The 24,588-nt window shown below is 62.6% G+C and carries 27 protein-coding genes; 8 read left to right on the forward strand and 19 right to left on the reverse strand.

From position 1 onward, the window contains the following. Window positions 1-55: 55 nt before the first annotated feature. The 4 genes from rfbF to BLU15_RS22260 all read left to right on the forward strand — a co-directional run bounded on the left by rfbF (window position 56) and on the right by BLU15_RS22260 (window position 4,057). On the forward strand, window positions 56-823 hold the full coding sequence (gene rfbF / locus BLU15_RS22245; protein WP_034793969.1) for a glucose-1-phosphate cytidylyltransferase: 768 nt from the start codon (window positions 56-58) through the stop codon (window positions 821-823). Continuing rightward, the gene (gene rfbG / locus BLU15_RS22250; RefSeq protein ID WP_090298158.1) at window positions 820-1,887 is read left to right on the forward strand and encodes a CDP-glucose 4,6-dehydratase; all 1,068 of its coding nucleotides are present in this window, start codon (window positions 820-822) and stop codon (window positions 1,885-1,887) included. The genes rfbF and rfbG overlap by 4 nt, the downstream gene beginning before the upstream one ends. Before the next feature lie 8 nt (window positions 1,888-1,895). Beyond that, a complete protein-coding gene (locus BLU15_RS22255) occupies window positions 1,896-3,128 on the forward strand; it encodes a class I SAM-dependent methyltransferase (RefSeq protein WP_090298161.1) in 1,233 nt (410 codons plus the stop codon). A 191-nt stretch (window positions 3,129-3,319) separates the two neighbouring features. Next, on the forward strand, window positions 3,320-4,057 hold the full coding sequence (locus tag BLU15_RS22260; RefSeq protein ID WP_226020614.1) for a hypothetical protein: 738 nt from the start codon (window positions 3,320-3,322) through the stop codon (window positions 4,055-4,057). Between the two features lie 69 nt (window positions 4,058-4,126). On the opposite strand, the gene BLU15_RS22265 is transcribed toward BLU15_RS22260, so the two are convergent. The 6 genes from BLU15_RS22265 to BLU15_RS22290 are packed head-to-tail and all read right to left on the reverse strand — an operon-like array spanning window position 4,127 to window position 10,498. Beyond that, complete coding sequence (locus BLU15_RS22265) at window positions 4,127-4,894, reverse strand: ABC transporter ATP-binding protein (protein ID WP_034793978.1); 768 nt, start codon at window positions 4,892-4,894, stop codon at window positions 4,127-4,129. Beyond that, on the reverse strand, window positions 4,891-5,724 hold the full coding sequence (locus BLU15_RS22270) for an ABC transporter ATP-binding protein (protein WP_034793982.1): 834 nt from the start codon (window positions 5,722-5,724) through the stop codon (window positions 4,891-4,893). Before BLU15_RS22270 ends, BLU15_RS22265 begins: the two co-directional genes overlap by 4 nt. Then, window positions 5,721-6,653: an ABC transporter permease gene (locus BLU15_RS22275; protein WP_090298164.1), complete on the reverse strand. Its 933-nt coding sequence runs from the start codon at window positions 6,651-6,653 to the stop codon at window positions 5,721-5,723. Before BLU15_RS22275 ends, BLU15_RS22270 begins: the two co-directional genes overlap by 4 nt. Continuing rightward, the gene (locus tag BLU15_RS22280; RefSeq protein ID WP_034793987.1) at window positions 6,650-7,711 is read right to left on the reverse strand and encodes an ABC transporter permease; all 1,062 of its coding nucleotides are present in this window, start codon (window positions 7,709-7,711) and stop codon (window positions 6,650-6,652) included. The genes BLU15_RS22275 and BLU15_RS22280 overlap by 4 nt, the downstream gene beginning before the upstream one ends. Before the next feature lie 42 nt (window positions 7,712-7,753). After that, window positions 7,754-9,394 carry an ABC transporter substrate-binding protein gene (locus BLU15_RS22285; protein ID WP_090298167.1) on the reverse strand — a complete coding sequence of 547 codons (1,641 nt, stop codon included), beginning with the start codon at window positions 9,392-9,394 and terminating at the stop codon, window positions 7,754-7,756. Between the two features lie 48 nt (window positions 9,395-9,442). After that, the gene (locus BLU15_RS22290; protein ID WP_034794001.1) at window positions 9,443-10,498 is read right to left on the reverse strand and encodes a dipeptidase; all 1,056 of its coding nucleotides are present in this window, start codon (window positions 10,496-10,498) and stop codon (window positions 9,443-9,445) included. Between the two features lie 345 nt (window positions 10,499-10,843). Here BLU15_RS22290 and BLU15_RS22295 point away from each other — a divergent pair, with 345 nt between their 5' ends. Next, window positions 10,844-12,118, forward strand: a complete 1,275-nt coding sequence (locus BLU15_RS22295) for an alpha/beta hydrolase (RefSeq protein ID WP_371589992.1) — start codon at window positions 10,844-10,846, stop codon at window positions 12,116-12,118. Here the strand turns inward: BLU15_RS22295 and BLU15_RS22300 are convergent. The 6 genes from BLU15_RS22300 to BLU15_RS22325 form a co-directional block, all read right to left on the reverse strand. Further along, the gene (locus tag BLU15_RS22300) at window positions 12,115-13,158 is read right to left on the reverse strand and encodes a Gfo/Idh/MocA family protein (protein WP_090298331.1); all 1,044 of its coding nucleotides are present in this window, start codon (window positions 13,156-13,158) and stop codon (window positions 12,115-12,117) included. The two genes, BLU15_RS22295 and BLU15_RS22300, sit on opposite strands and share 4 nt — an antisense overlap. Before the next feature lie 5 nt (window positions 13,159-13,163). Next, the gene (locus BLU15_RS22305; protein ID WP_089045619.1) at window positions 13,164-13,955 is read right to left on the reverse strand and encodes a ThuA domain-containing protein; all 792 of its coding nucleotides are present in this window, start codon (window positions 13,953-13,955) and stop codon (window positions 13,164-13,166) included. A 108-nt stretch (window positions 13,956-14,063) separates the two neighbouring features. Further along, window positions 14,064-15,092, reverse strand: a complete 1,029-nt coding sequence (locus BLU15_RS22310) for an ABC transporter ATP-binding protein (protein ID WP_090298172.1) — start codon at window positions 15,090-15,092, stop codon at window positions 14,064-14,066. Window positions 15,093-15,103: 11 nt separating this feature from the next. After that, window positions 15,104-15,934, reverse strand: coding sequence for a carbohydrate ABC transporter permease (locus BLU15_RS22315; protein WP_060582429.1), 831 nt, complete (start codon window positions 15,932-15,934; stop codon window positions 15,104-15,106). After that, entirely contained in the window at window positions 15,934-16,917 is a 984-nt protein-coding gene (locus BLU15_RS22320) for a carbohydrate ABC transporter permease (protein WP_034794007.1), read from the reverse strand. The genes BLU15_RS22315 and BLU15_RS22320 overlap by 1 nt, the downstream gene beginning before the upstream one ends. Before the next feature lie 116 nt (window positions 16,918-17,033). After that, window positions 17,034-18,296: an ABC transporter substrate-binding protein gene (locus tag BLU15_RS22325; RefSeq protein WP_051659303.1), complete on the reverse strand. Its 1,263-nt coding sequence runs from the start codon at window positions 18,294-18,296 to the stop codon at window positions 17,034-17,036. A gap of 363 nt (window positions 18,297-18,659) precedes the next feature. On the opposite strand from BLU15_RS22325, the gene BLU15_RS22330 reads away from it, so the two are divergent. Next, entirely contained in the window at window positions 18,660-19,679 is a 1,020-nt protein-coding gene (locus BLU15_RS22330) for a substrate-binding domain-containing protein (RefSeq protein WP_034794009.1), read from the forward strand. A 21-nt stretch (window positions 19,680-19,700) separates the two neighbouring features. On the opposite strand, the gene BLU15_RS22335 is transcribed toward BLU15_RS22330, so the two are convergent. Both BLU15_RS22335 and BLU15_RS22340 read right to left on the reverse strand, forming a co-directional pair. Further along, window positions 19,701-20,042 carry a DMT family transporter gene (locus BLU15_RS22335; RefSeq protein ID WP_034794243.1) on the reverse strand — a complete coding sequence of 114 codons (342 nt, stop codon included), beginning with the start codon at window positions 20,040-20,042 and terminating at the stop codon, window positions 19,701-19,703. A 120-nt stretch (window positions 20,043-20,162) separates the two neighbouring features. Then, on the reverse strand, window positions 20,163-20,723 hold the full coding sequence (locus BLU15_RS22340; RefSeq protein ID WP_090298175.1) for a TetR/AcrR family transcriptional regulator: 561 nt from the start codon (window positions 20,721-20,723) through the stop codon (window positions 20,163-20,165). A gap of 141 nt (window positions 20,724-20,864) precedes the next feature. Here BLU15_RS22340 and BLU15_RS22345 point away from each other — a divergent pair, with 141 nt between their 5' ends. Continuing rightward, window positions 20,865-21,257 (forward strand): globin domain-containing protein, encoded by a 393-nt coding sequence (locus BLU15_RS22345; protein ID WP_034794012.1) that lies wholly within the window; start codon window positions 20,865-20,867, stop codon window positions 21,255-21,257. A gap of 2 nt (window positions 21,258-21,259) precedes the next feature. Then, window positions 21,260-21,628, forward strand: a complete 369-nt coding sequence (locus BLU15_RS22350; protein ID WP_090298333.1) for a DUF423 domain-containing protein — start codon at window positions 21,260-21,262, stop codon at window positions 21,626-21,628. An 88-nt stretch (window positions 21,629-21,716) separates the two neighbouring features. Here BLU15_RS22350 and BLU15_RS22355 read toward each other — a convergent pair whose 3' ends face one another. From BLU15_RS22355 to BLU15_RS22375, 5 genes are all read right to left on the reverse strand, one after another. Next, on the reverse strand, window positions 21,717-22,031 hold the full coding sequence (locus tag BLU15_RS22355) for an antibiotic biosynthesis monooxygenase family protein (RefSeq protein ID WP_034794014.1): 315 nt from the start codon (window positions 22,029-22,031) through the stop codon (window positions 21,717-21,719). A 101-nt stretch (window positions 22,032-22,132) separates the two neighbouring features. Continuing rightward, a complete protein-coding gene (locus BLU15_RS22360; protein WP_034794016.1) occupies window positions 22,133-22,402 on the reverse strand; it encodes a hypothetical protein in 270 nt (89 codons plus the stop codon). A 29-nt stretch (window positions 22,403-22,431) separates the two neighbouring features. Further along, window positions 22,432-22,845 carry a DUF2325 domain-containing protein gene (locus BLU15_RS22365; protein ID WP_034794019.1) on the reverse strand — a complete coding sequence of 138 codons (414 nt, stop codon included), beginning with the start codon at window positions 22,843-22,845 and terminating at the stop codon, window positions 22,432-22,434. Window positions 22,846-23,048: 203 nt separating this feature from the next. Then, the gene (locus tag BLU15_RS22370; RefSeq protein WP_060605125.1) at window positions 23,049-23,954 is read right to left on the reverse strand and encodes a cell envelope integrity TolA family protein; all 906 of its coding nucleotides are present in this window, start codon (window positions 23,952-23,954) and stop codon (window positions 23,049-23,051) included. Window positions 23,955-24,032: 78 nt separating this feature from the next. After that, entirely contained in the window at window positions 24,033-24,470 is a 438-nt protein-coding gene (locus tag BLU15_RS22375; RefSeq protein ID WP_034794025.1) for a hypothetical protein, read from the reverse strand. Window positions 24,471-24,588: the final 118 nt, after the last annotated feature.

Here is a 24,588-nt window from a genome sequence, read left to right on the forward strand (position 1 = left end):
TTAGGACTTTGCAATGCGCCATGCCGAGTGGCCGGCGCAAATACGGGGCGGTCGCATGAAAATCGTCATTCTCGCCGGTGGCTACGGCACGCGGATCTCGGAGGAGAGCCATCTCCGGCCAAAACCGATGATCGAAATCGGCGGGCGGCCGATTCTCTGGCACATCATGAAGATCTACAGCCACTACGGCTTCTCGGATTTCGTGATCTGCCTCGGCTATCGCGGCTACATGATCAAGGAATACTTCGCCAACTACGTGCTGCATTCCTCCGACGTCACCTATTGCATGGCGACGGGTGAAACCCTGTTCCATTCGAACAAGGCCGAGCCCTGGCGAGTGACGCTCGTCGATACCGGAACGGACTCCATGACCGGCGGGCGCCTGAAACGCGTGGCCGACCATCTCGGCGATACGTTCTGCCTCACCTATGGCGACGGCGTCGCCGACATCGATATCAAGGCGCTGACCGACTTCCACCGCCATCACGGCCGCCAGGCGACGGTCACCAGTGTGGTCCCGCCCGGCCGCTATGGCGCGCTTGCTGTCAGCGACGGGCGGGTCAGAAGCTTCATCGAAAAGCCGGCAGGCGACAACGGTCACATCAATGGCGGCTTTTTCGTCCTCAACCGTTCGGTGCTCGATCGCATTGAGGGCGATCAGACGCCGTTCGAAGCGGAGCCTCTGGAAGGTCTCGCCGCAGACGGCCAGTTGATGGCCTTCGAACACGCCGGTTTCTGGCGCCCGATGGATACGTTGCGCGACAAGAACCAGCTCGAAGACCTCTGGCAGAGCGGAGCGGCCCCCTGGAAAGTCTGGGCATGAGCAGGCTTGCGAACCCGTTCTTCTGGGCCGGAAAACGGGTGATGCTGACTGGTCACTCCGGCTTCAAGGGAAGCTGGGCCCGCCTGTGGCTGACACAAATGGGCGCTGAGGTGACCGGATACGGCCTGTCACCGGCGGCCACCCCCTCGCTGCACGCACTGCTCGGATCGGAATCGGCCACCAACGAACATTTCGCCGACATCCGCGACGGCGACACGCTCGCATCCGCCGTCCGCACTTGCGACCCGCAGATCGTCCTTCACATGGCGGCCCAGCCTCTGGTTCGCGAAAGCTACCGGACGCCGGTCGAAACCTTCGACGTCAACGTCATGGGCACGGCGCGCCTGCTGGAGGCAACACGCGCAGCCCCTGCCCTCAAGACCGTCCTTGTCGTCACCACCGACAAGGTCTACCGCAACGACGAAAGCGGCCGGCATTTTCCGGAAGACGCCGTGCTTGGCGGCCATGATCCTTATTCCGGTTCGAAGGCCGCCTGCGAGCTGGTCGTTTCGACCTGGCGGGATTCCTATCTGCGTGAGCGCGGCATAAGGGTGGCAACCGCCCGTGGCGGCAACGTGCTCGGCGGCGGCGATTTTTCCGCGGACCGGCTGGTTCCGGATATCGTTCGCGCTGCCCTTACGGGCGAGACGCTGGACATCCGCAGCCCGATGGCGACACGTCCCTGGCAGCACGTGCTCGACTGCCTCAACGGATACTTCGTCTATGCCGAGGCGCTTCATGGCGGCCAGACCGATGTGGCGGCGCTGAATTTCGGCCCGGCTCCGGACGAGCGACAGATCCCGGTTCGGGACGTTGCCGCCGCCATCCAGACCGCAATGGGCTTGCCCACGCGATGGCGTGACGCGTCATCCGAGGACCAGCCGCACGAAATGAAGACGCTCGGCCTCGATCCGGCACTTGCCGGACGGACGTTGTCATGGGCAACCCGTCTATCGCAGGACGAGGCGATCGCCTGGACCGCCCACTGGTATGACGGCTGGCGCCGCGGCGCTGACGCCCGTGATCTGACACTCGGCCAAATCGACGCATTCATGAGAGGCTAACGACTTCGATGTCCCACAACTGCCGTTTCTGCTCGACACCGCTCAAGACCGTCGTTGCCGACCTGGGCTCCACGCCCTGGTCCAATTCCTTTCTCGAACCGACGAAGGAAGCCATCGCCCGCGAGCGATCGTTTCCGCTGAAGGCGATGGTCTGCTCCGAGTGCCTGCTGGTGCAGACGACGGAAAACGTGCCGGCCGATGAAATCTTCACCGACGGCTACGCCTACCTCTCTTCCTTCTCCACAAGCTGGCTCGAACACGCACGCCGCTACGCCGAGAGCATGACCGAACGCTTCGCGCTCGATGACAATTCACAGGTCGTCGAGATCGCCTCGAACGACGGCTATCTGCTGCAGTATTTCGTCGCCAAGGGCATCCCGGCGCTCGGCATCGAACCGGCCGCCAATGCCGCGCGACTGGCCGAGGAGCGGCAGGTCCCGACCGAGGTCGCCTTCTTCGGACGGGAGACGGCAACCGAACTCGTCAAGCGTGGCATTCGCGCCGACCTCACGGCGGCCAACAACGTGCTCGCCCATGTGCCCGATATCGCCGACTTCGTCGGCGGCTTCGCCATCCTGCTGAAGCCCGATGGCGTTGCGACGTTCGAGTTCCCCCATCTGCTGCGTCTGATGGAAGGCGTGCAATTCGACACGATCTACCACGAGCACTATTCCTATCTGTCGCTGGCGGCCGTCGAACGCATCTTCGAAAGCTCAGGCCTCAAGGTCTTCGACGTCGAGGAACTGCCGACCCATGGCGGTTCGCTGCGCGTCTATGCGCAGCTGAGGTCCGGCGTGCGCGAGACCACGCTGGAACTCGAGCGGTTGCGAGCGACTGAGGCGCTTGCCGGGCTGATGCGGATGGAGACCTACACGGCATTCGACGACCGCATCGCCGCCGTCTGCAAGGATTTTCAGAATTTCCTGGCGAACGCCAAGGCGGAGGGAAAAATCGTAGCCGCCTATGGCGCCGCTGCGAAAGGCAACACGTTCCTCAATGTCTGCGGACTGTCGCCCAGCGAAATCGCCTTTGCCGTGGACCGCAATGACCTGAAGCAGGGCAAGCTTCTGCCCGGTACCCATATTCCGGTGCACGCGCCGACGGTCATCGAGGATGCAAAGCCCGATTATCTCGTCATCCTGCCCTGGAACCTGAAGACGGAAATCGTCGCCGACAACGAGGCGATCCGTGACTGGGGCGGCCGCTTCGTCGTCGCCATTCCGAAGCTGAGCGTCTTCTAATCCTAGACGCCAGGAAGTGTGGACAGTCCTCAACCAGATCGCGTTGAGCCGCCCAAAATCGACTTTATTGATCGCCTTAGGTCGCTTTGCCGTAAATTCGGTGACTTTGCCGTAAATTCGGCACGATCTAAGTGAACGTCAGGGTTGGCGTGGGTATTGACGGTTGAAAAAAATGCACCCAAGGAGGTGCTATGTCCACGATTGACCTATGCCTTGTCGCCACCCGGCGCCCGGACCTGCTTGCCCAGACGCTGGCGAGCTTCCGGGACAAAATCTTTTCCAGGCTCGACCTGCGCGGCGCCTATCTCAATCTCGATCCGGTTTTCGGATCGGAGGAGGATCATCGCGCCTGTGTCGAGATATTCCGCAACCATTTCCCCGACGGAACCGTGTTCCAGCCCGAGAGCCCGGGCTTTTGTGCGGCCGTCGCGAAACTCTGGTCGGCCACCAGCGCCGACTACGTCTTCCACCTGGAGGACGACTGGATCTCGCTGAGGGACATGGGCGAAGAACTGCTGGCGCCCTTCGCGGACCCGGCGATCAGCCAGGTCTCGTTCCACACGGCGGACCAGAACTGGAATATCCGCCGCAAGGGCCATTTCCATCGGCGCAACGAATACGCGTATCTGTTCGGGATCAAGATCCCGTTGTTTCGCACTTTCCCGAAATTCACGACGTCGCCGTCGATCCTTCGCGGCGACTTCGCGCGGCAATGCGCCGGCCTGATGGACCTCTCGCGTGATCCGGAAAAGCAGTTCTATTCGGGCGTCAACCCGGCGATGGAGGCCTATGTCGCCAGTCGCCGCAACTATATCTTCTCGCCCGAGGCGCAGCCGGTCATCAAGGATATGGGCCGGGAATGGCGCGAGCAACGCCGCATCCAGAAGGTGATCACCGACTCGACCTCGGTCTGGCGGCAAAGCGCCTAAGCGGCCGGACCGGATGGCTCGAAACGAAGCGATACAAGCGGGACGATGGCCCCGCTTGTATCGGTACCGTCACGCAGTCACGGCAGCGTCCTTGCGCTGAAAGCCCTTGCTCGCGACCATAAGGCTGCGCGTGTAATCTTCACCGATACGCCCGGCGACGAGGTCCGCCGAGGACAGGCGTTCGACGACACGTCCACCCTGCATCACCGCCAACCGATCGCACATATGGGTGACGACACCGAGATCGTGGCTGACCATGATGAAGGTCAGCTTATGGTCGCGCCGGACCTGTTCCAGGAGATTCAAGACTTCCGCCTGGACCGAGGCGTCGAGCGCCGAAGTCGGCTCGTCGAGCAGCAGGATCGATGGTTCGAGGATCAGCGCCCGGGCGATCGCAACGCGCTGGCGCTGACCGCCCGACAGCTGGTGCGGATAACGGAAGCGGAAACCCGACCCGAGACCGACCTCGTCAAGCGCCTTCAGGATGCGCCGCTCGCCGTCGGCCACGCCGTGGATCGCCAGCGGCTCCAGCAATTGCCGGTCGATCGTCTGGCGCGGGTGCAGCGAGCCATAGGGATCTTGAAACACCATCTGCACGGCGCGGTAGAAGGCCTTGTCGCGCTTTGCCCCCTGCAGAACACGATCGTGCACGCGAATGGTGCCGCCCGTGACGGGCGCGAGACCGGCGATCGCCCGAAGCAAGGTCGACTTGCCCGATCCGGACTCGCCGACGAGCCCGAAGGATTCGCCCGGCGCAATCTCGACGCTGACGTCGTTCAGCGCCTTGAACTCGTCATAGGTGACGGAAAGGTTCGAAACGGAAACGGCTGAGGTCATTGGGCCCACTCCGGCTTGCGGTCGAGAACCGGCAGAGGATGACGATCGGATCCGATCGCCGGCATGCAGTTCAGCAAACCTTGGGTATAGGGATGCTTGGCATTGGCAAGCTCGGACGCCGCCAGTTCCTCGACGATCCGGCCGGCATACATGACGATCACGCGGTCACAGAAGGACGACACGAGCCGCAGATCGTGCGACACGAAGACCAGACCCATGCCTCGATCGGCGACGAGCTTGTCGAGGATGCCAAGCACTTCGAGCTGTACCGTCACGTCGAGCGCCGAGGTCGGCTCGTCGGCGATCAAGAGTTCCGGCCCGGCAACCAGCATCATCGCGATCATCGCGCGCTGGCCCATGCCGCCCGAAACCTCGTGCGGGTAGAGATCGTAAACGCGCTTCGGATCACGGATCTGCACCGCGGCCAGCATGTCGAGTGCCCTCTCCCGGGCCTCGCCGCGGCTGACATTTTCGTGCTGCCGTAGCGTCTCGACGATCTGCCGGCCGATGCTCATCACCGGGTTCAACGAGTACTTGGGGTCCTGCAGGATCATCGCGATCCGCTTGCCCCTGAGATCCCGGCGGACCTTCGGCGATGCGGAGAGCAGGTCGATGCCGTCAAAGTTCAACTGCTTTGCCGTCACCTGCGCATGACCAGGCGTCAGCCCCATGATCGCCCGGCCGGTCTGCGACTTGCCGGAGCCGCTTTCGCCGACGATGCCGAGGCGCTCGCGGCCGAGCGTGAAGGAGACGCCGCGCACGGCCTCGACGAGGCCGGTGCGGGTCGGGAACGAGACCTTGAGGTCTTCAACGGTCAGAAGCGCACTCATTGGCCGCTCTCCCGCGGATCGAGCGCGTCGCGCAGACCGTCGCCGAGCAGGTTGAAACCGAGGCTGACGATCAGGATCGCGATGCCGGGCATCGTTGCCACCCACCACTGGTCGAGGATGAAACGGCGACCGGAAGCGATCATGGCGCCCCATTCCGGCAGCGGCGGCTGCGCGCCGAGGCCGAGGAAGCCGAGGCCCGCGGCCGTCAGAATGATGCCGGCCATGTCGAGCGTGACACGCACGATCAACGACGACATGCACATCGGCATCACATGGCGGAAGACGATACGGATCGGCGATGCGCCCATGAGCTGCACGGCGGCGATGTAGTCGGAGTTGCGCACCGTCAGCGTCTCGGCGCGGGCGATACGCGCATAGGGCGGCCAGGAGGTGATGGCGATCGCGATGACGGCGTTCTCGATACCCGGTCCGAGCGCTGCCACGAAGGCGAGCGCCAGAACCAGTTTCGGGAAGGCGAGGAAGATATCGGTGATACGCATCAGCACTGCGTCGACCCAGCCGCCAGCATAGCCGGCGACAGCGCCGACGATGAGCCCGACAGGTGCTGCAATGATCGCAACGAGAAGCACGACGGCAAGCGTCAGCCGCGAACCATGGATCAGCCGCGAGAGAATATCGCGGCCGAGATCGTCGGTGCCGAGCAGGTAGCCGGGGGTTCTCGGCGGCAGCAGACGGGCGTTGGCAAGATCCCCGATATAGGGCGAATGCGGCGCCAGGAAATCGGCGAAGGCGGCAACGAAGACCAACGCCAGCAGGATGAGCAGGCCGAGAACGGCGAGCTTGTTGGCGGCAAAACGCTGCCACGTCATATAGGCACGGCCAAGCCGGGCCTGGGTGCGCGACTGCGGGCGATCGGACAGCAGCCATTCGCGACGCGTCATCGCACGGGTTTCGGTAACGGTACTCATCGCTGGCGCGTCCTCGGGTCGAGCGTCCGGTAGAGAAGATCGGACAGGAGATTGATGCCGATGAAGACCGAACCGATGATGATGGTGCCACCAAGCACGGCGTTCATGTCGGCATTCTGCAGCGAGTTGGTGATGTAGAGACCGAGACCTGGCCAGGCGAAGACGGTTTCCGTCAAGACCGAGCCCTCGAGCAGGCCGGCATAGGAGAGCGCAATCACCGTCACGAGCGGCACGGCCGCGTTCCGGAGCGCGTGGCCCCAGATGATCCGGGTCTCGGACAGGCCCTTGGCGCGCGCCGCGACGATGTATTCCTGCTGCAGCTCGTTGAGCATGAAGCTGCGCGTCATGCGGCTGATATAGGCGAGCGAGAAGTAGCCGAGCAGCGAGGCCGGCAGAATGATGTGGCGGAACACATCCCAGAGCACGTCCCACTGCCGCTGCCAGAGCGCGTCGAACAGGTAGAAGCCTGTGATCGGCGTGAACGTGTACTCGAACACGATATCGATACGGCCGGGATAGGCGACCCACTTCAGCCGCGCGTAGAACACCAGCAGCGACAGGAGCGCCAGCCAGAAGATCGGCACGGAATAGCCGACAAGGCCGATGACGCGCACGATCTGGTCGGCAATGCTGCCGCGCTTGACGGCCGCAAGTACGCCGAGCGGAACGCCGAACAGGGCGCCGATGAGCGTGCCGAGCGTCGCGAGCTCCATGGTCGCCGGGAAGACGCGGCGGATGTCGGTCATGACCGGATTGGTCGTCAGCACCGAAACGCCGAAGTCACCGGTCAGCGCCTGGCGGACATAGATGAAGAATTGTTGGTAGAGGGGCAGATTGAGCCCCATCGCCTCGCGCGTCCTTTCGACGACATGCGTCGGCGCCCGGTCGCCGAGAACGGCCAGAACCGGGTCGATCGGGATTACCCGGCCGATGAAAAAGGTGACGGCCAGAAGGCCGAGATAGGTGGTGACGACAACGACAAGAAAGCGCAGCACCGCTGCCACGATCTTACCGGGACGGGCGCGTTTGCGCCCGCCCACTGTCCCTGTTGCGCTCATGCTCAAGGGAACGATCCTTTCGGTTTATTCCTTCGAGACGGCTTATTCTTTGGTGATGCCGGCGACGAAGTTGGTGTCGAAGCTCGGACCGAGCTTCAGGCCCTTGACGTTGCCGCGGTAGCCGGCGACTTCGGTCTGCTGGAAGATGATGACGAACGGGCTTTCGCCCAGCACCGTCTTCTGCAGTTCCTTGTAGGTCTCCGCACGCTTGGCGCTATCGCGCTCGAGCAGAGCGTCCTTGGTCTTCTTCGTCAGCTCCGGAACGTCCCAGGCATTGCGCCAGGCTAGGGTCTTGTTCTTGCCTTCGTCGGAGTTATCAGGGTTGCTGGTGAAGGTTTCGGCGTTCGAGTTCGGGTCGAAATAGTCCATGCCCCACTGACCGATATACATGTCGTGGTTACGGGCACGATACTTCGTCAGCGTCTGCTTGCCGTCGCCGGGGATGATTTCGAGCTTCACGCCGGCCTGGCCCAGCGTCTGCTGGAAGGACTCGGCAATGCCGGTGACCGGCTGGCCGTTGCGAACGTCCATGGTGACGGTGAAGCCGTCGGCAAGGCCGGCCTTGGTCAGCAGTTCCTTCGCCTTGGCAACGTCGAGCTTGTAGGGGTTCTCGTCGAGTGCACCCAGAACGCCCTTCGGCAGGAAGCTCTGGTGGATCTCGCCGATGCCCTTGATGAGGGTCGAGCCGATGGCATCGTAGTCGACCAGATACTTGAACGCTTCGCGCACTTCGGGCTTTGCGAGGTTCGCATTCTTCTGGTTGAGGCTGATGTAGTAGACCGTGCCCTTCGGCGCGTTCGTGGTGGCGAGTTCGGCATTCTTCGAAACGGCGTCGAAATCGCCCGGCTCGAGGTTGCGTGCCACGTCGATATCGCCCGCTTCCAGCGCCAGGCGCTGGCCCGAGCTTTCCTTCATGTGGCGATAGATGACGCGAGCAAGCTTTGCCTGTTCGCCATAGTAGTTCTCGTTGCGCTCGAGAACGATGACTTCGTTGGCGCGCCATTCGCGCAGCTTGAATGGGCCCGAGCCGGCATAGCCGGTCTTCAGCCATTCATTGCCGAAGTCGTTGTCATACTTGTACTCGTCCGTCGGCGTGACCGGCTTGACGTTTTCGAGCACGAGCTTCTTGTCGAGCACGGCGCCCACGGTTGCCGTCAGGCAGTTCAAGACGAAGCTCGGCGCATAGGCCTGATCGACGGTGAAGACAAAGGTCTGCGCGTCCGTTGCCTTGGCCTTTTCCGTCACGTTGTCGCCCGTAAGGCCGAACTGGGTGAGGATGAAGGCCGGGCTCTTGTCGAGCTTCACGGCACGCTCGAAGGACCAAGCGACGTCTTCAGCGGTCACCGGATTGCCGGAAGCGAACTTCAGGCCGGGCTTCAGCTTGAACGTATAGGTCAGGCCGTCGTCGGACACGGTCCAGCTGTCGGCGAGGTCGCCGACGACCTTGGTCGTGTCGTTGATGTCGAGGCGCACCAGCATGCTGTAGGTGTTGCCGGTGATTTCGGCCGCGGTCAGCTCGAAGGCTTCGCCCGGATCCATGGTAATCACGTCGTCGATCGCAAAGGCTTCGACCAGCGTGTCCTTCGGCGTTTCCGCAAAGGCCGGTGCGGTTGCAGCCATCACCATGGCCAGCGCCGCAGAAGCCGTCAGAAGACGAAGACGTCCATTGAGCTTGTGCATCATGTTTGCAGTTCCCTCGTTTGCGCCCTTTTGGGCCCCTTCTTCATGGGTTCAGGCGGCCTCGTGCCAAGCCTGTCCCAGAACTCTCCACCAGTTCTCCCGGCATATCTTTGCCAGTTCGGCATCACCATATCCGGCGCTTCTGAGCGCCGCAACGAGCGCCTGACTACCGGCCGCATCAGCAATCTCCTCGGGGATCGTTGCCCCGTCGAAATCCGACCCGAGTGCGACGCAGTCGATGCCCATGCGCTCGATGAGATAGTCGACATGGCGCACCATGTCGGAAAGCGGCGTTGCGGCATTTTCCTGGCCGTCGGCGCGCAGCATCGTCGTCGCATAATTGAGCCCCACGAGGCCCTTGCTTTCGCGGACGGCGTCGAGCTGCTTGTCGGTCAGGTTGCGCGCGACCGGGGTCAGCGCATGCGCATTCGAATGGCTGGCGACCAGCGGCTGGTCGGTGGTCTTCGCCACGTCCCAGAAGCCCTTCTCGGTGATGTGTGCAAGATCGATCAGAATGCCCAGACGGTTGCAGGTCCGCACGAGCTCGAAGCCGGCGTCCGTCAGTCCGGGTGCGGTGTCCGGAGACATCGGATAGGAGAACGGTACGCCATGACCGAAGACGTTGTGGCGGCTCCAGACCGGCCCGAGCGAACGCAGGCCAGCGGCATAGAACGTTTCGAGCGCGGAAAGATCGGCGCCGATCGCTTCGCAGCCTTCCATGTGGAGGACCGAGGCGAAGACGCCGGCCTCGACCGCTCTACGGATTTCGGCGGTCGACCGGCAGAGCTTCCACGCCCCTGCCCGGTCGAGGCGGACGGCGATATCGGCGAGCTCCATGGCGATCGCCAGCGACGGCAGGTGCTCGAGCGGTGCCGAAAGCGGTGTTTCGTAGTGACCGTTCTCGTTCGGCGGCTGCAGGACGAGATCTCCCGAGGGCACGTAGATTGCCGAGAGGCCACCAACGAGACCGCCCGCCTTGGCGCGCGGCGCATCAATATGGCCCTGGTCGATGCCGTCGACGAATTCGCGTACCGGGTCCTGGCCCTTCCGGGCGTTCTGCCACAGACGCAGAAGCACGTCGTTATGGCCATCGAAAACCGCCTGCATTCCTGAATTTCCTTATCATTTCAGGGAGATCGGACGGGCCGTTCGGGTCGCGTCCAGGGGAAAGTCGAAGCGATGCTAGTGAAAGCCCAAAGCCTTTTCAATGAATATCAGGGGGTTTTACCCAGGCCTGCCTGTAGCGAAATGTTGCATGATTGCCGCATAGCCGCTGGCAAACACGGTGCCGCAGGGCTTCGAACCCCAGCCAAGGGATGAAAACACAGCGTTTCTCATGCAAGGAGAATGGCTTGGGCCCACGGATCGGGCCGACATGCTGCATGATGCGGCACAGGGAGGTTGGTGGTGCGTTCGTTTTCTCTTGCGGGCTCGGAGAGGCCCTGGGGCCGCATCGCTGCGACGCTTCTCCTGGTGGCCACCCTTGCGGCCTGCGCCGGACGCCCCGTGGGCGTGCTCGTCCCTTCGGGCACGACGGGTGGCGCCTCCAAGGTCGATCTGCTGGTCGCAACCACCCGTGCCCCCTCCACCGAGCCGGGCGTGCTTTTTAGCGGCGAACGCTCAGCCGAGCTTTCGCTGACGGAAATTGCCGTCTCCATTCCGCCGGAAAAGAACCGCAAGGTCGGCCAGGTGCAATGGCCGACGAAGCTTCCCGCCAATCCGGAGCGGGATTTCTCCACCGTCAGCGTCACGCCGCTCAATCAGGGCAACGACGTGCAGAACTGGGTGAAAGGTCATCTGCCGAAAACCCGGCGCGTACTGATCTTCGTTCACGGCTTCAACAACCGCTACGAAGACGCCGTTTATCGTTTTGCCCAGATCGTGCACGACAGCGGCACCGATGTCGCGCCCGTCATCTTCACCTGGCCCTCGCGCGCCAGCATATTCGACTACAATTACGACAAGGAAAGCACCAACTATTCGCGCGACGCGCTGGAGGAACTGCTGCGGCGTGCCTCAAGCAATCCTGCTGTCGGCGAAATCACCGTCATGGCCCATTCCATGGGGTCGTGGGTGACGGTCGAGGCACTGCGCCAGATGGCGATCCGCGACGGACGCATCGCGCCCAAGATCACCGACGTCATCCTCGCGTCGCCCGACCTCGACGTCGACGTCTTCGGCCAGCAGATCCGCGCCATGGGTACGAAGCGCCCGAAGTTCACGCTGTTCGTATCGCGCGACGACCGGGCGCTGACCTTGTCGAGGCGTATCTCCGGCAATGTCGACCGCCTCGGCCAGATTGACCCGACCGCCGAGCCCTATCGCACGCAACTGGAACAGGCCGGCATCAGCGTCATCGATCTGACAGCGCTGAAGGGCGGCGACAAGCTCAACCACGGGAAGTTCGCCGAAAGCCCCGAAGTCGTGCGCCTGCTTGGCAACCGGCTGATCGCCGGCCAGACCGTGACCGATTCCGATGTCGGTCTCGGCGAACGCATCGGCGCCGTCACGCTCGGCGCCACGCAGACGGTCGGCAATGCCGCGAGCCTGGCGGTTTCGACGCCGATCATGATCTTCGATCCCAACACCCGCAGGAACTACGACGGGCAGCTGCGGCGTCTCGGCCAATCGATGGAAAACACCGTCGGCTCGGCAGTGACCCCTTGGACACCGCCGGAAAGCGGGGGAGCCGCGAAAAGCAACACCCCCGACCGTCACTCTCGTTAGACGGGCAGCTCGCGCCGCTCGGCTTCCGTCACCGTCGCGAGGTCGAGCACTTTCTGCAGGTTCGCCGCATGGCGGAACCCGGGCTCCTCCGTCTTGCCCTTACGGACGGCGGCCACGAAGCGCTCGTAGTTCGTCGCGACGGTGCCCGCATCGACATCGCGCCAGGTCGCGGTTTCGACGTCCGCCCCGAGGCAGGCACGCAGCGTCGATCCATCGGGCGTGTGCACCACTTCGAGGGCACCCTTGTCGCCGTGTAGCCTCAGCCGGAGTTCGTTCAGATGCCCGGTCGCCCAGCGGCTGGCATGGACGACGCCCATGGCGCCGTTGCCGAACTCGGCCGTCATGACGAAGCTGTCATTGGCGTCGAGATCATACTCGCCGATGCGGTTATCAGGCGCCTTGTCGAAGGTCTTCAGCCGCGCGAAGACCCGGGCGGCGTCCGTGCCCGCGCCATAGCCGGCAAAGTCGAGAATGTGGATGCCGACATCGCCGAGCACGCCGTTCGAGCCGTGCTTCGTCGAGAGCCGCCACAGCCATTGCGATTCCGTCGCCCAGTCGCCCCAGGCCTTGGAAACGAGCCAGCTCTGCAGATAGGACGCTTCGAGGTGGCGCAGCTTGCCGACCTCGCCGGCAAGCACCATTGCGCGTGCCTTCTGCAGCGGCGCGACGTTGCGGTAGGTGAGGTTGACCATGGTCACAAGGCCGGAACGCTCGGCCGCTTCCGCCATCTCTGCCGCCTTGGCATAATTCTCGGCGAGCGGCTTTTCGCACAGCACATGCTTGCCAGCGGCAATGAGCGCCAGCGTCGTCGGGTGATGCGCCTTGTCGGGCGTCACGTTCGTCGCCGCATCGAACTTGCCCCAGGCGATCGCCTCGTCGAGCGAGGTGAAGGTCGCGGCAATGCCGTGCTTGTCGGCAAAAGCCTTGGCCCGGGCGGGATCGACATCGACAGCGCCGACCATCTCGACGCCTTCGATCTTGGCAAAGGCCTGGGCATGGCTGTTTGCCATGCCGCCGGTTCCTACAATGAGAAGACGCATGATGCTCACCTGTATCCTGCTTCGCCGGCCTGGTGCAGCCTGGGGCCGCGCTCGACGATCGGTTCCAGCGCCTTTTCGACCGGTACGTTTGGTGCGTCGTGGATCGCCGTGTAGCGGTTGTCGGCGTTGTAGGCCCACTTCACCGAATTGCGCAGCACCTTCTGGACATTGGCGTCGTGATAGGTCGGGTAGGTTTCGTGGCCGGGACGGAAATAGAAGATGTTGCCGGCACCGCGGCGCCAGGTCAGCCCCGAGCGGAACACTTCCCCGCCGGCAAACCACGAGATGAAGACGGTTTCGAGCGGCTCCGGCACCGAGAACTGCTCACCGTACATTTCCTCGTTCTCGAGCACGAAGTTCTCCTCGATGCCTTCGGCGATCGGGTGACGCGGATTGATCGCCCAGACGCGCTCACGCTCGCCTGCTTCGCGCCATTTCAGCGCGCAGGGCGTGCCCATCAGCCGCTTGAAGATCTTGGAGAAGTGGCCGGAGTGCAGCACGATCAGGCCCATGCCCTCCCAGACGCGCTTGGCAACGCGCTCGACGATCTCGTCGCTGACGGCGCCGTGGTCCTTGTGGCCCCACCAGAGAAGCACATCGGTGTTGGCAAGGCGCTCGACGCTCAGGCCATGTTCCGGCTCCTGCAGCGTCGCCGTCGTCGCCTCGATCGCAGCTTCCGTATTCAGCGCCGCCGCGATCGTGTTGTGCATCCCGTTTGGATAGATGCTGCGGACGATTTCGTTGGTCTGCTCGTGAATATTCTCGCCCCAAACAACTGTTCTGATAGGCACGGCCATTCTCCTTGCGTGTTCGCCCGTTACGGGCCTGTCGTCTTACGATAGATGGGGCCGCCAGGAATTGGCGACCCCGAAGCTCTGGGTGTCTTCAGCTTGATCGAGGTCTGGTCAGGCAGCCCCTTTCATGGGTGCGCGGCCGAGAGCCTGCCCCGATGCATCGAAGCGGTGGATGTTGCCGCCGAGCGGCGCGATGTGAATTGTCTCACCCGGCCGGTGATGCGAGGTGCCACCTTCCCGGACGATGACCGGTTCGCCAGCGCCGATATCGAGATAAATGTAGCTGTCGGACCCCAGCATTTCGGAATGCACCACCGTTCCCGACCATTGACCCCCACTCGCCTTGATCTCCAGATGCTCCGCTCGGATGCCGATCGTATGGGCATCGTAGGGCGCAGCCAGTGCGCCGGACAGAAAATTCATCTTCGGCGAACCGATAAAGCCGGCGACGAAGACGGAGTTCGGGCTTTCATAGAGTTCGAGCGGCGTGCCGATCTGTTCGACCCGGCCATCCCGTAGCACGCAAATCCGATCGGCCAGTGTCATCGCCTCGACCTGATCGTGGGTGACATAGATCATCGTCGTCTTGTGCATGCTGCGATGCAGCTTGGCGATCTCGATGCGGGTCGCAACGCGCAGCGCCGCATCGAGATTGGAGAGCGGCTCGTCGAAGAGAAAGACCTTGGGATCACGCACGATAGCCCGGCCGATCGCCACGCGCTGGCGCTGGCCGCCGGAGAGCTGCCGCGGCAGCCGCTGCAGATAGGGCGTCAGCTGCAGCATCTCGGCTGCCGCCTCGACGCGCTTCTTGCACTGCTCCTTGTCCTTGCCGGCAAGCTGCATGCCGAAGGACATGTTCTCGAATACCGTCATATGCGGGTAAAGCGCATAGGACTGGAACACCATCGCGATGCCGCGCTTCGACGGCGTCAACTGGTTGACCACCTGGCCGTCGAAGGACAGCGTGCCCGATGAGATGTCTTCGAGCCCGGCGATCAGCCGCAGCAGCGTGGACTTGCCGCAGCCGGAGGGCCCGACAAAGACCATGAATTCGCCGGCCCGGATATCCATGCTGACGCCCTTGATCACCTCGAAGGCGCCGAAGGACTTGCGGATGTTGCGCAATTGAAGCTCTGCCATATTTTCTCCCCTTATCCTTTGACGCCACCGGCGGTGAGCCCGGAGATGATCCGCCGCTGAAAGATCAGCACGAGAACAACCAGTGGCACGGTGACGATGATCGATGCGGCCATGATGTTGCCCCACGGAATTTCGTACTGGCTGTTTCCCGAGAGCAGCGCGATCGCGACCGGCACCGTGCGCTGGCTGTCCGATGAGGTGAAGGTCAGCGCGAACAGGAACTCGTTCCAGGCGGCGATGAAGGCGAGCAGCCCCGTCGTCACCAGCGCCGGCCACATCAGCGGCATGAACACGCGGGTGATGATCACCCAGGGTGTGGCGCCATCGACGATCGCCGCTTCCTCGATCTCCACCGGCAGATCGCGCATGAAGGTGGTGAGCACCCAGACCGTGAACGGCAAGGTGAAGATCATGTAGGAAAAGATCAGCGCCAGGGGCGTGTTGAAGATGCCGACCGAGCGGATGAGTTCAAAGAGGCCGGCAAGCACCGCGATCTGCGGAAACATCGACACCGACAGGATCGTCAGAAGCAGGAGCCCGCGACCGCGGAACCGCACTCGCGCCAACGCATAGGCAGCGGTGACGGCCAGGAGCAACGACACGGCAACGACGATCGTTGCGACCAGCAGCGAATTGGCGAGATTGCGCAGGAAGCCGCTGCTGGTGACGATGCCCGCGTAGTTGTCGAAGGAGATCTCGGTCGGCCAATAGTCGACCCGGAACAGCGCCGTCCCGGATTTAAAGCTCGTCAGCACCGCATAGTAGAACGGGAAGACGGCCATGACGATGATGGCGGCAACGAGGGCGTAGAACGCCGTGCGCTTGGCAAGGGTGGCAACCATCAGCGCTCTCCTTCGAGATTGACGCGGCCGAACCACATGTAGGCGACGGTGATCGCCGCGATGATCAGGAACAGCATCGTCGAGGCCGCGGCGCCATAGGCGAACTTGTCGAAGTCGAACAGGTTTTCGCGCGCGAGCACCGACATCGTCTTGGTCTTCGCGTTGTTGGGCGTCAGCACATAGATGAGATCGAAGATGCGCAGCGCATCGAGCATGCGGAAGATCACCGCCACCATCAGCGCCGGCCGGATCAAGGGCAACGTCAACCGCCAGAAGACCTTGAGCGGATGCACGCCATCGATCTTGGCCGCCTCATAGATATCCGACGGTACCATCTGCAGGCCGGCCAGCATCAGGAGCGCCATGAACGGCGTCGTCTTCCAGACGTCGACGATCAAAACGGCGACCATCGCGGTCTCCGGATTGGCGGTCCAGGCGACCTTCTGGCTGATGAGGCCGAGGCCGAGCAAAAGATCGTTCAGGATGCCGAACTGGTCGTTGAGCATCCAGGCCCACATCTTGGCGGACACGATCGTCGGGATCGCCCAGGGAATCAGGATTGCGGCGCGCACCAGCCCGCGGCCCGGGAAATTCGCATTCAGGACCAGCGCGACGATCAGGCCGAGCACCGTCTCGATGGTGACGGAAACGGCCGAGAACTTCAGCGTGTTCCAGACGGCGTTCCACCAGGCCGGATCGGCAAGCAGGCCGTTATAGACGGTGCGCCCGCTCTTCAGCGTGATCCAGGAAAGGTAGTTCTTGAAGCCGACGAACTCGGCGCCTTCGAGGTTGGTCAGCGACGCATTGGTGAAGCTGAAATAGACTGTGCGAATGAGCGGCCAGCCGGCGACGAGTGCCAGCACCAGAAGCGTCGGTGCGAGAAAGATCCAGGCGGAGCGGATGCGCTCGGCGTTGAGATCGGAGCGGATCCGGGCCTGCTGCCCAAGGGCGGAAGGCGGGTCTGCGACGGAAATGTCGGTCATGTCTGTACTCACCCTTGCCATTCGGCGCACGGCCGAGCGGTTGATCGGAGAGAAAAGGCGGTGGCTCGGTGGAGCGAAGGGAGGCTTGACAAGCACTCCCCTCGCCCCCGGGAGGATCACCAGTTGTCGCCCTTCATCTCGGTGAGTTCGACTTCGAGCAGTTCAAGATTTTCCGCTGCCGTGCCGTTGCCGGAAAGCGAGTTGTGCACCGCGTTCCAGAACTTGGCGGAAACCTCGTTGTATTTGACCTTGGTGACGGCCGACGGGCGCGGCACCGCGCTTTCGAAGATCGGCTTCCAGGCCGGCATGAACGGCTGGGCCTTGGCGACCTCCGCATCGTCGTAGAGTGCGGCAACCGTCGGCAGGTTCGAAAGCTCGATCGCCCGGCGCTTCTGCACCTCGGCGGACGACAGGAACTTGGCGAGCGCAATCGCCGCCTCCTGGTCGTCGGAATATTTGGAGACGGCGACGTTCCAGCCGCCGAGCGTCGAAGACGGCTGGTCACCATCGGTGGCCGTCGGCAGCGGCGCGACGGCAAACTTGCCCTTCACCGCGCTGTCATCGCCATTGCCGAGCGCATAGGCATAGGGCCAGTTGCGCATGAAGACGGAATTGCCGGTCTGCCAGACCCCGCGCGATTCCTCCTCCTGATAGGCAAGCACGCCCTGCGGCGAGATCGTGCCGACCCATCCCTTGATCCGGTCGATTGCGGCGGCCGCCTTCTCGTTGTTGATCGAGATCGTGCCGTCGGGCTCGACGATCTGGCCACCGCCCGACGACTTGACCCATTCGAGTGCGTTGCAGGTCAGGCCCTCATAGGCATTGCCCTGGAAGACATAGCCCCAGAGATCGGCTTGGCCGGCGGCCCGCTCCTTCTCCTGGATTTCCTTGGCGGTCGCAGCCAGCTCGTCCCAGGTCTTCGGCGGCGTCTTGCCGTATTTTTCGAGCAGGTCCTTGCGATAGAACAGTGCCGGTGCATCGGTGAAAACCGGCAAGGCCACGAGGCGACCGTTCACCGTCTGCGAAGCGATGATCGACGGGAAGTGCTGGCCAACAACGTCCTTTGCCGCCTCCGTCAGATCGACGAACTGGTCGGCCAGTTGCGGCGCCCAGACGACATCGGTCTGGTAGACGTCGACATCCTTGTTTCCGGCGGCAAGCCACAGCCGGTACTGGCTGAACTGCTCGCTGCTCGATGGCGGCATGGTGACCAGGCTCACCTTGTGCCCGGTCTGCTTCTCGAAAATGTCCAGCTGTTCGCGAATGAAATGGACGTTCTTCCCGGTCGTGTTGGCGGCGAGCGAAAGCTCGGCGGCGCCAGCCGTCCCGGCTGCAACGATTGCGGCACAAAAACTCAGCACATTGAGCGTGGTTGTCATTGGGTCGACTCCTCCTGTTCCCCCTCCACCGCACGAAAGCTCCTCGGCAAATTCGAAAGCGGTTTGGATAAGAAAAAGTTGGCAGAAGACGGAAAAACTGTCAATCCACACACTTCGAAAAGTCCATTTGGCGTGGATTATTACAAATAATCGTTATTTTTCAAACAAATAGCAATGGGAGAAAAAAATCGACCGCCCCTCACAGAACCCCATAAAATCAAAGGGGAACCGTATTAATTTAAAACGGTTTGGTAAAATCCATACCCGGTCTGTAGAACCTGGCGTCCCCGACAAACCGATTGTTACGGGCAGCGAAGCTGTATATTTCTGGGACCGGGCTAGGCTTGAGGAAACGCATTTCGAATGAAGCTGAGGGAGTTCGCACAACAACTGGGGCTTTCGCCGACGACGGTCAGCCGGGCGCTGAGCGGTTATCCCGAAGTCAGCGAAAAGACGCGCAAGCGCGTGGCCGAAGAGGCAACCCGCCTTGGCTATCGTCCGAACATCAATGCGGTGCGGCTCGCCACCGGTCGGGCCGGCGCGATCGGCGTGGTCATGGGCCGCTCCGGCGAGTTCCATTTTTCCGAATTCATGGGCGGCCTGGCCGAACGGCTCGGCACCGAGGATATCGACATTCTCGTCAGCCCAATGGACGACAAGAACCCCACGGGCGAAATCCAGCTCTATAGCCGGCTCGCCGTCAGCGGCCGCGTCGACGCCGTGATCGTGCACTCGCCCGAACCGAACGACGAGCGCATCGCCCTCCTCCACAAGCTCGGCATGCCCTTCCTCGTGCACGGGCGCTCCGATATCGACGTGCCGCACGCCTGGCTCGACATCGACAACGAAGGCGCGATCCGCCGCGCGACCTCGCATCTCATCGATCTCGGCCATCGCCGCATCGCCATGATCAACGGCCGGCAAGGCCGCACTTTCTCGCTTCACCGCGATAAGGGGTACCGCGACGCGCTGCAGGCGCGCGGCATCGCCTTCGATCCGCGCCTCGTCGCCCATGGCAACTTTACCGACGAACTCGGCTTCCGCTTCGCGCGCTCGTTCCTGGAGCAGACGCCCCGCCCGACCGCCTTCGTTGCCGGCTCGATGATGACAGCGCTCGGCATCTACCGGGCAGCACGGTCCATGGGCCTGGAGATCGGCCGCGAGGTCTCGGTCATCGCCCATGACGACGTTTTCCCTTACCTCACGGCCGACAACATGGTGCCGTCGCTTTCGGCGACACGCTCTTCGATGCGTGCGGCGGGCGCGCGCTCGGCCGACCTCGTGCTGCAGCTTCTCTCAGGCCGGCCGACCGAAGAGGTTCACGAACTCTGGCCGGTGGAACTGATCCTCAGGGAATCGACCGCGCCACCGCAGGGCGCTTGAGGACAGGCGCTGCCGACCGCTTCAGTGGAAGGTCGACTTGGAAAAGAGATTGAGGACCACCACGCCTGCTATGATCAGCCCCAGTCCGAGGATCGCCGCCAGATCGAGCTTCTGCCCGAAGGCGAAGTAACCGACGAGCGAAATGAGCACGATGCCGAGCCCGCTCCACACCGCATAGGCGATGCCGACGGGGATGAAGCGCAGCGTATAGGACAGGAAGAAGAAGGCGATCGCATAGCAGACCACCATCATCACCGTCGGCCCCAGCCGGGTGAAATGCTGTGCGGCCTGCATCGCCGAGGTGCCGAGCACTTCGAAGACGATGGCTGCAACCAGGACGGTATAGAGCATGGCGGGGTTCATCGGGGACTCCATTCCGGACCAGAGCAGTTCCAGGAAAAGTGCAAAGCGGTTTTCCGTCCGGAACTGCGTGATTTCAAAGACTTAGATCACTTCAGTGTTTCGAGAAAACGATGAAGTGATCTATTGCGCCGAAAGCGCCTTGAGATTTTCAACCAGGCCGACCCGCGCCTCGGCATCGAGATCGTGGCTCTGCATCAGATCCGCGAGCCAGACGCCGTCGCAGGCAAAACGCGCAAGCACGCAGCCCGTCGAGGCGTCCGTCTCCGCGAACTCCGCCGTTCGTCGGCTGACCCAGTCACGCCAACGGCTCTTCAGATGCGGCTCGGCAATCAGCGCGATCGTCAGCATGCGCCAGCCCGGCACGTCTGTTGCCGGATCGAGCGCGAAGCAGACATCGATATAGGCGCGGGTGAAGCGCCCCTTCGCCACCGGATCGCGCGCCATCGCCGCCTCGATCTCGCGATCGAACCGTGTCACCAGGTCGTCGAACAGCCCGTCGAGCAGCGCGAGCTTGTTCGGGAAATGGTGCAGCAGCCCGCCCTTGCTGACCCCGGCTGCCTGCGACACGGCATCGAGCGTGATGCCAGCCACCCCCTGCTCGTGCGAAAGGCGTGCGGCAACCTCCAGCAATTGCTGGCGCACCTGTTCCGGCTGTTTCTTGCGACGATGGGCTTCGGTCATGCGCCATAAAGATACCGTCTGGACGGTTTGTCAAGAGAAGTGTTGTTTGACCGCGATGAAACGCCGCAAATTCCGCGTTCTGAAAACCGTTGTCCGCCCGGTCGCAGCGCGCTAGGACCGAACGAACGAAGGACGCAGAGCATGGCGGAACCGGAAACCACGACCCTCTATGAAGCCATCGGCGGCGACCCGACGGTCCGCGCCCTGACGCGCCGTTTTTATGAGCTGATGGACACGTTGCCGGAAGCGGCGCGCTGCCGTGCCGTGCATCCGCCCGATCTTTCCGGAAGCGAAGAGAAGTTTTACGAGTACCTGACCGGCTGGCTCGGCGGGCCGCCCATCTATGTCGAAAAGCGCGGCCATCCGATGCTGCGCCGTCGCCATTTCGTCGCCGAGATCGGGCCCGAGGAACGGGACGAGTGGCTGCTTTGCTTTACCCGCGCGCTTGAGGAAACGATCGACCATCCCAAGCTCCGGCAGATCATTCTCGACCCGATCACCCGCCTCGCCCTTCACATGCAGAACAAGGAATGACCATGTCGCACAGCGGATTTCGCGCCACGACGCTATTTGTTGCCGGTTTGATGGGCCTGACCGGCGTCGTCAGCGCGGCCGCCGCTTCGCATGGCGACGACCCGAGGCTGCTTGCCGGCATTTCGGCGATTTGCCTCGCCCACGCCCCGGCATTGGTGGCGCTCTACGCCGCCTGGCCGCACTTTCGAACGGCGGCCGTTGCCGCGCTCCTGATCGCGGCTGGCACGGCGCTGTTTTCGGCCGATCTCGCCATGCGCCATGTTGCAGGCCACGGCCTCTTCCCAATGTCCGCTCCGCTCGGTGGCACGACGATTATGGCGGGGTGGCTCGCCGTTTCGCTCGGCGCCTTCCTGCAGAAGAAGACGGCCTGACCCCAAAACAATTCGCCTCCCGGAGAGGTCCATCCGGGAGGCGAATAACACGCAAAATCAGGATCATATATCCGCGCCGGCGCGCGGATCAGGCGCCTTCAACGGCCGAAAAACCCTCGAACTTCGGCGGACCGAGATACATCGCCCTGTTCTCACCGGCGTTCTTGTGGGCCGCGCGAAAATTCTCCGACTTGGTCCAGGCTGAAAACGAATCCTTGTCCTTCCAGACCGAGTTCGAGACGAAGAGCGTGTAGCCCTCCTCCGGCACGCTGTCGCCGCGCAGCAGATGGAAGGAAACGAAGCCGGGCATTTCCGAAAGGCTGGAATCGCGCCCCTTCCACACCGCTTCGAAAGCCTCCTCGTGGCCGATGGCGATACGAAAACGGTTCATGGCAACAAACATCTTGGTCTCCTAGGTCCTTTTGCCGATACGGCGAAACGACCTGAATCTTTAAACGGACGCAACCCCGCACGGAAAACCGCTTCGCACTTTTCCTGGAATTGCTAGGCACTTTCCTTCTTGAGGGCGGCATCGCTTGTGGCCCGTGGAAAGGCGAGGATAGTTCCTTCCTTTGGCTCCGCAAGCCCGAACGGGTCGCGCACCGGCGGGCGCGCCTGCCAGGTGGGGAACTCGGCGACATTGGTATTCTCTTCCACCATGCGCGCCCGTCGCGTCAGGATCTCGTAGAGCTCGGGCACCAGGCCGTCGCCCTGCTGGGCCGCCAGCTTGTGCAAGCCGATCATCATGGCGAGGTCGGGACGTTCTTCGTTCATTGCAAATTCTCGTCTTGTCTTTCAGAGGATTACCGCTCGTTGCGGCTGGTGGTCAGGTCCTGGAGCGCGCGTTCCAGGCTCGACTTCGAGCCGTTGCGCAGCGGCACGAAGGCCTTGCCCCACTTCTTGCAGCCGGTCTTCACGCGAAGACATGCGTCATGGCTGATGCAGTCGATCGGGCAGAAGACGCAGTCGACAGACGGCAGCACGCGGTCGATACGCGAAACGGCCTCACGCAGGCCACCGTCGTGGTGCAGCAACTCGGCGCCGAAGGAGCTGGCGATTTCGCGCAAGTGCGCCACCTGGCAATCACGGCCACCGACATAAAGGAAGCTGCGCCCTTCGAGCGTCGCCTTGCCGGCCTCCTGGCGGGCCTCGACCGGTTCCGAACCCGAGCGACCCTTGCCGTTCTTCGCCGCATTCTGGTGACGCTTGCCGCGCATGCAATCTTCTCCGTCTGGTCGCGCAACAAGGGCCTTCGTCAGGCAGCCGGTCGCATCGGGATATCCTCTCGACACACACCCTTCGGCTGCGTGACGAGGGCAACCTATTAAACTTGATAAACAGAGTAAAGTATAAACATGAGTTTTCTAATCATATTTTTTCTTGCAGCTTCTGCGCGAATCCCCCCAGCAAGGGGAGAAGGTCAGCGGACGGTCGCAACCATCGGCACGATGAAGGATTCGGAGCTTGGCGCTCCGGCCGGAAACGCCGGGAATGGCGCAGCGCGGCGAACCGCATCGATGGCGGCCTCGTCGATCGCCGGCGAGCCGGAACTGCCCGCGAGGCTGACACGCGTCAGGTTTCCATTCGACGTCAAGGTGAAACGAACGGTCGCCGTGCCGGATACGCCGTCGCGTCTTGCAGCCGACGGAACCTTGAACCGGCGTGTGATCCGCTTGCGGATCTTGCCGCCATAATTCTCCATGTTGGCGTTGCCGACCTCGGACGCGCGGCTGTTGCCATTCGCAGCGGACGAACTGCCATTCTCCTGGCCGTCCTGCTTGCCCTTGACCTGATTTTGCGCCTGCTCGCCCTGATCGCCCGCCTTCTTGCGGGTGACCTTCTTCTTTTTCACCGGCTCCTTCTTCGGCTCCGGCTTTTCGACCTTTTCCTTCTTCGGCTCCTCGGGCTTTTCTTCCGGCACGACAGTCTCGACCGGCGCGACGCTCGCCGTCACCACAGCCTCGGCGACTTGCAGGGTAGGCATTTCCTCCGCCGGCAAGATCACGTCTGCCTCCGTCGCCGTCAGGTCGTGGGGTTGCTCTGCAGCGATCTCCTGCGTGGGGGCAACATCCTCGACCGGCTGGATCTCGGCGGGCTGAACCTCCTCGGGCAGATCTTCCGTGGGCTCGACGATTTCGGACACTTCACCGGACTGAAGCGTTTCCTCGAATGCATCGCCGAGAAGCGCCACTTCGACGCTTTCGCCACCCTGGATCAGATCCAGTTGCGTCTCGGGCGGGTTGCTACCAAACAGCGTCGCGAGCACGACGCCGTGTGTTGCAAGCGATAAGACGGCGGCCCCGCTCCAGATGACGATACGCTTCATTTCAGCCTTACCTTCGTCGCACCAGGGCGACGCAAACCTCATGCTCGGATTGCCGGACGCGCTAAGCCCCAGTCCCGCTCACCCCTTGAGTTCGACCGCCGACTTAGAGCCGGTCTTGATCCCGCTCATGCAGGCGCCCGGCTGAACCCCGTCGCCGACACAGGCCGGCGCGTCGTTGATCAGCAGGCTCTTCACCGCATCGCAGTTGGTGCCGGGCAGATCGAACTGGCGAACCTTGGTCTTGCCGGCGGGAAGGTCGCGGAAATCGAGCACGGCCATGCGTTCGACCAGCCCCTTCTGGTCGAAAATGACGAACTCGAAGGAAACCTTGCTCAACGACTGCGCGAATTCGTTGCCGGCAACGAAGGTGAGCTTGCAGCCCTTCTGGGACGGCGCCACCTCGTTGAGCTCGATCGTCAGCCCCCCAGCCGCTGCGGTCTCCTGCGCCTTGGCAGCGGTTGCGGCAACGAGAGCCGCAAGAGCAACGGAAACAATCGGAAGGCTGGGAAACTTCATGACGACACCACTCCAAAGGATCGAGCACACCACCGAACGCCGGCCGCACGCCCTTGTCCACAAGCCGGCAGCAACTAACTTGAGTTTATAAGTCCGGTATTGCGTCCATAAATAAATA

Source organism: Ensifer sp. YR511 (assembly GCF_900103045.1).
In the GTDB taxonomy this organism is placed as follows: Bacteria; Pseudomonadota; Alphaproteobacteria; order Rhizobiales; family Rhizobiaceae; genus Ensifer; species Ensifer adhaerens.

What these genes read in the sequence shown, in the direction of transcription:
- BLU15_RS22375 (WP_034794025.1), bottom strand. Translation starts at nt 24,470, where the DNA reads ATGAAGTTTCCCAGCCTTCCGATTGTTTCCGTTGCTCTTGCGGCTCTC.
- BLU15_RS22360 (WP_034794016.1), bottom strand. Translation starts at nt 22,402, where the DNA reads ATGAACGAAGAACGTCCCGACCTCGCCATGATGATCGGCTTGCACAAG.
- BLU15_RS22355 (WP_034794014.1), bottom strand. Translation starts at nt 22,031, where the DNA reads ATGTTTGTTGCCATGAACCGTTTTCGTATCGCCATCGGCCACGAGGAG.
- BLU15_RS22350 (WP_090298333.1), top strand. Translation starts at nt 21,260, where the DNA reads ATGTCGCACAGCGGATTTCGCGCCACGACGCTATTTGTTGCCGGTTTG.
- BLU15_RS22340 (WP_090298175.1), bottom strand. Translation starts at nt 20,723, where the DNA reads ATGACCGAAGCCCATCGTCGCAAGAAACAGCCGGAACAGGTGCGCCAG.
- BLU15_RS22265 (WP_034793978.1), bottom strand. Translation starts at nt 4,894, where the DNA reads ATGACCTCAGCCGTTTCCGTTTCGAACCTTTCCGTCACCTATGACGAG.
- BLU15_RS22310 (WP_090298172.1), bottom strand. Translation starts at nt 15,092, where the DNA reads ATGGCAGAGCTTCAATTGCGCAACATCCGCAAGTCCTTCGGCGCCTTC.
- BLU15_RS22330 (WP_034794009.1), top strand. Translation starts at nt 18,660, where the DNA reads ATGAAGCTGAGGGAGTTCGCACAACAACTGGGGCTTTCGCCGACGACG.
- BLU15_RS22280 (WP_034793987.1), bottom strand. Translation starts at nt 7,711, where the DNA reads ATGAGCGCAACAGGGACAGTGGGCGGGCGCAAACGCGCCCGTCCCGGT.
- BLU15_RS22300 (WP_090298331.1), bottom strand. Translation starts at nt 13,158, where the DNA reads ATGCGTCTTCTCATTGTAGGAACCGGCGGCATGGCAAACAGCCATGCC.
- BLU15_RS22370 (WP_060605125.1), bottom strand. Translation starts at nt 23,954, where the DNA reads ATGAAGCGTATCGTCATCTGGAGCGGGGCCGCCGTCTTATCGCTTGCA.
- BLU15_RS22305 (WP_089045619.1), bottom strand. Translation starts at nt 13,955, where the DNA reads ATGGCCGTGCCTATCAGAACAGTTGTTTGGGGCGAGAATATTCACGAG.
- BLU15_RS22275 (WP_090298164.1), bottom strand. Translation starts at nt 6,653, where the DNA reads ATGAGTACCGTTACCGAAACCCGTGCGATGACGCGTCGCGAATGGCTG.
- BLU15_RS22345 (WP_034794012.1), top strand. Translation starts at nt 20,865, where the DNA reads ATGGCGGAACCGGAAACCACGACCCTCTATGAAGCCATCGGCGGCGAC.
- BLU15_RS22315 (WP_060582429.1), bottom strand. Translation starts at nt 15,934, where the DNA reads ATGGTTGCCACCCTTGCCAAGCGCACGGCGTTCTACGCCCTCGTTGCC.
- BLU15_RS22325 (WP_051659303.1), bottom strand. Translation starts at nt 18,296, where the DNA reads ATGACAACCACGCTCAATGTGCTGAGTTTTTGTGCCGCAATCGTTGCA.
- BLU15_RS22320 (WP_034794007.1), bottom strand. Translation starts at nt 16,917, where the DNA reads ATGACCGACATTTCCGTCGCAGACCCGCCTTCCGCCCTTGGGCAGCAG.
- BLU15_RS22285 (WP_090298167.1), bottom strand. Translation starts at nt 9,394, where the DNA reads ATGATGCACAAGCTCAATGGACGTCTTCGTCTTCTGACGGCTTCTGCG.
- rfbF (WP_034793969.1), top strand. Translation starts at nt 56, where the DNA reads ATGAAAATCGTCATTCTCGCCGGTGGCTACGGCACGCGGATCTCGGAG.
- BLU15_RS22260 (WP_226020614.1), top strand. Translation starts at nt 3,320, where the DNA reads ATGTCCACGATTGACCTATGCCTTGTCGCCACCCGGCGCCCGGACCTG.
- BLU15_RS22270 (WP_034793982.1), bottom strand. Translation starts at nt 5,724, where the DNA reads ATGAGTGCGCTTCTGACCGTTGAAGACCTCAAGGTCTCGTTCCCGACC.
- BLU15_RS22365 (WP_034794019.1), bottom strand. Translation starts at nt 22,845, where the DNA reads ATGCGCGGCAAGCGTCACCAGAATGCGGCGAAGAACGGCAAGGGTCGC.
- BLU15_RS22335 (WP_034794243.1), bottom strand. Translation starts at nt 20,042, where the DNA reads ATGAACCCCGCCATGCTCTATACCGTCCTGGTTGCAGCCATCGTCTTC.
- rfbG (WP_090298158.1), top strand. Translation starts at nt 820, where the DNA reads ATGAGCAGGCTTGCGAACCCGTTCTTCTGGGCCGGAAAACGGGTGATG.
- BLU15_RS22255 (WP_090298161.1), top strand. Translation starts at nt 1,896, where the DNA reads ATGTCCCACAACTGCCGTTTCTGCTCGACACCGCTCAAGACCGTCGTT.
- BLU15_RS22290 (WP_034794001.1), bottom strand. Translation starts at nt 10,498, where the DNA reads ATGCAGGCGGTTTTCGATGGCCATAACGACGTGCTTCTGCGTCTGTGG.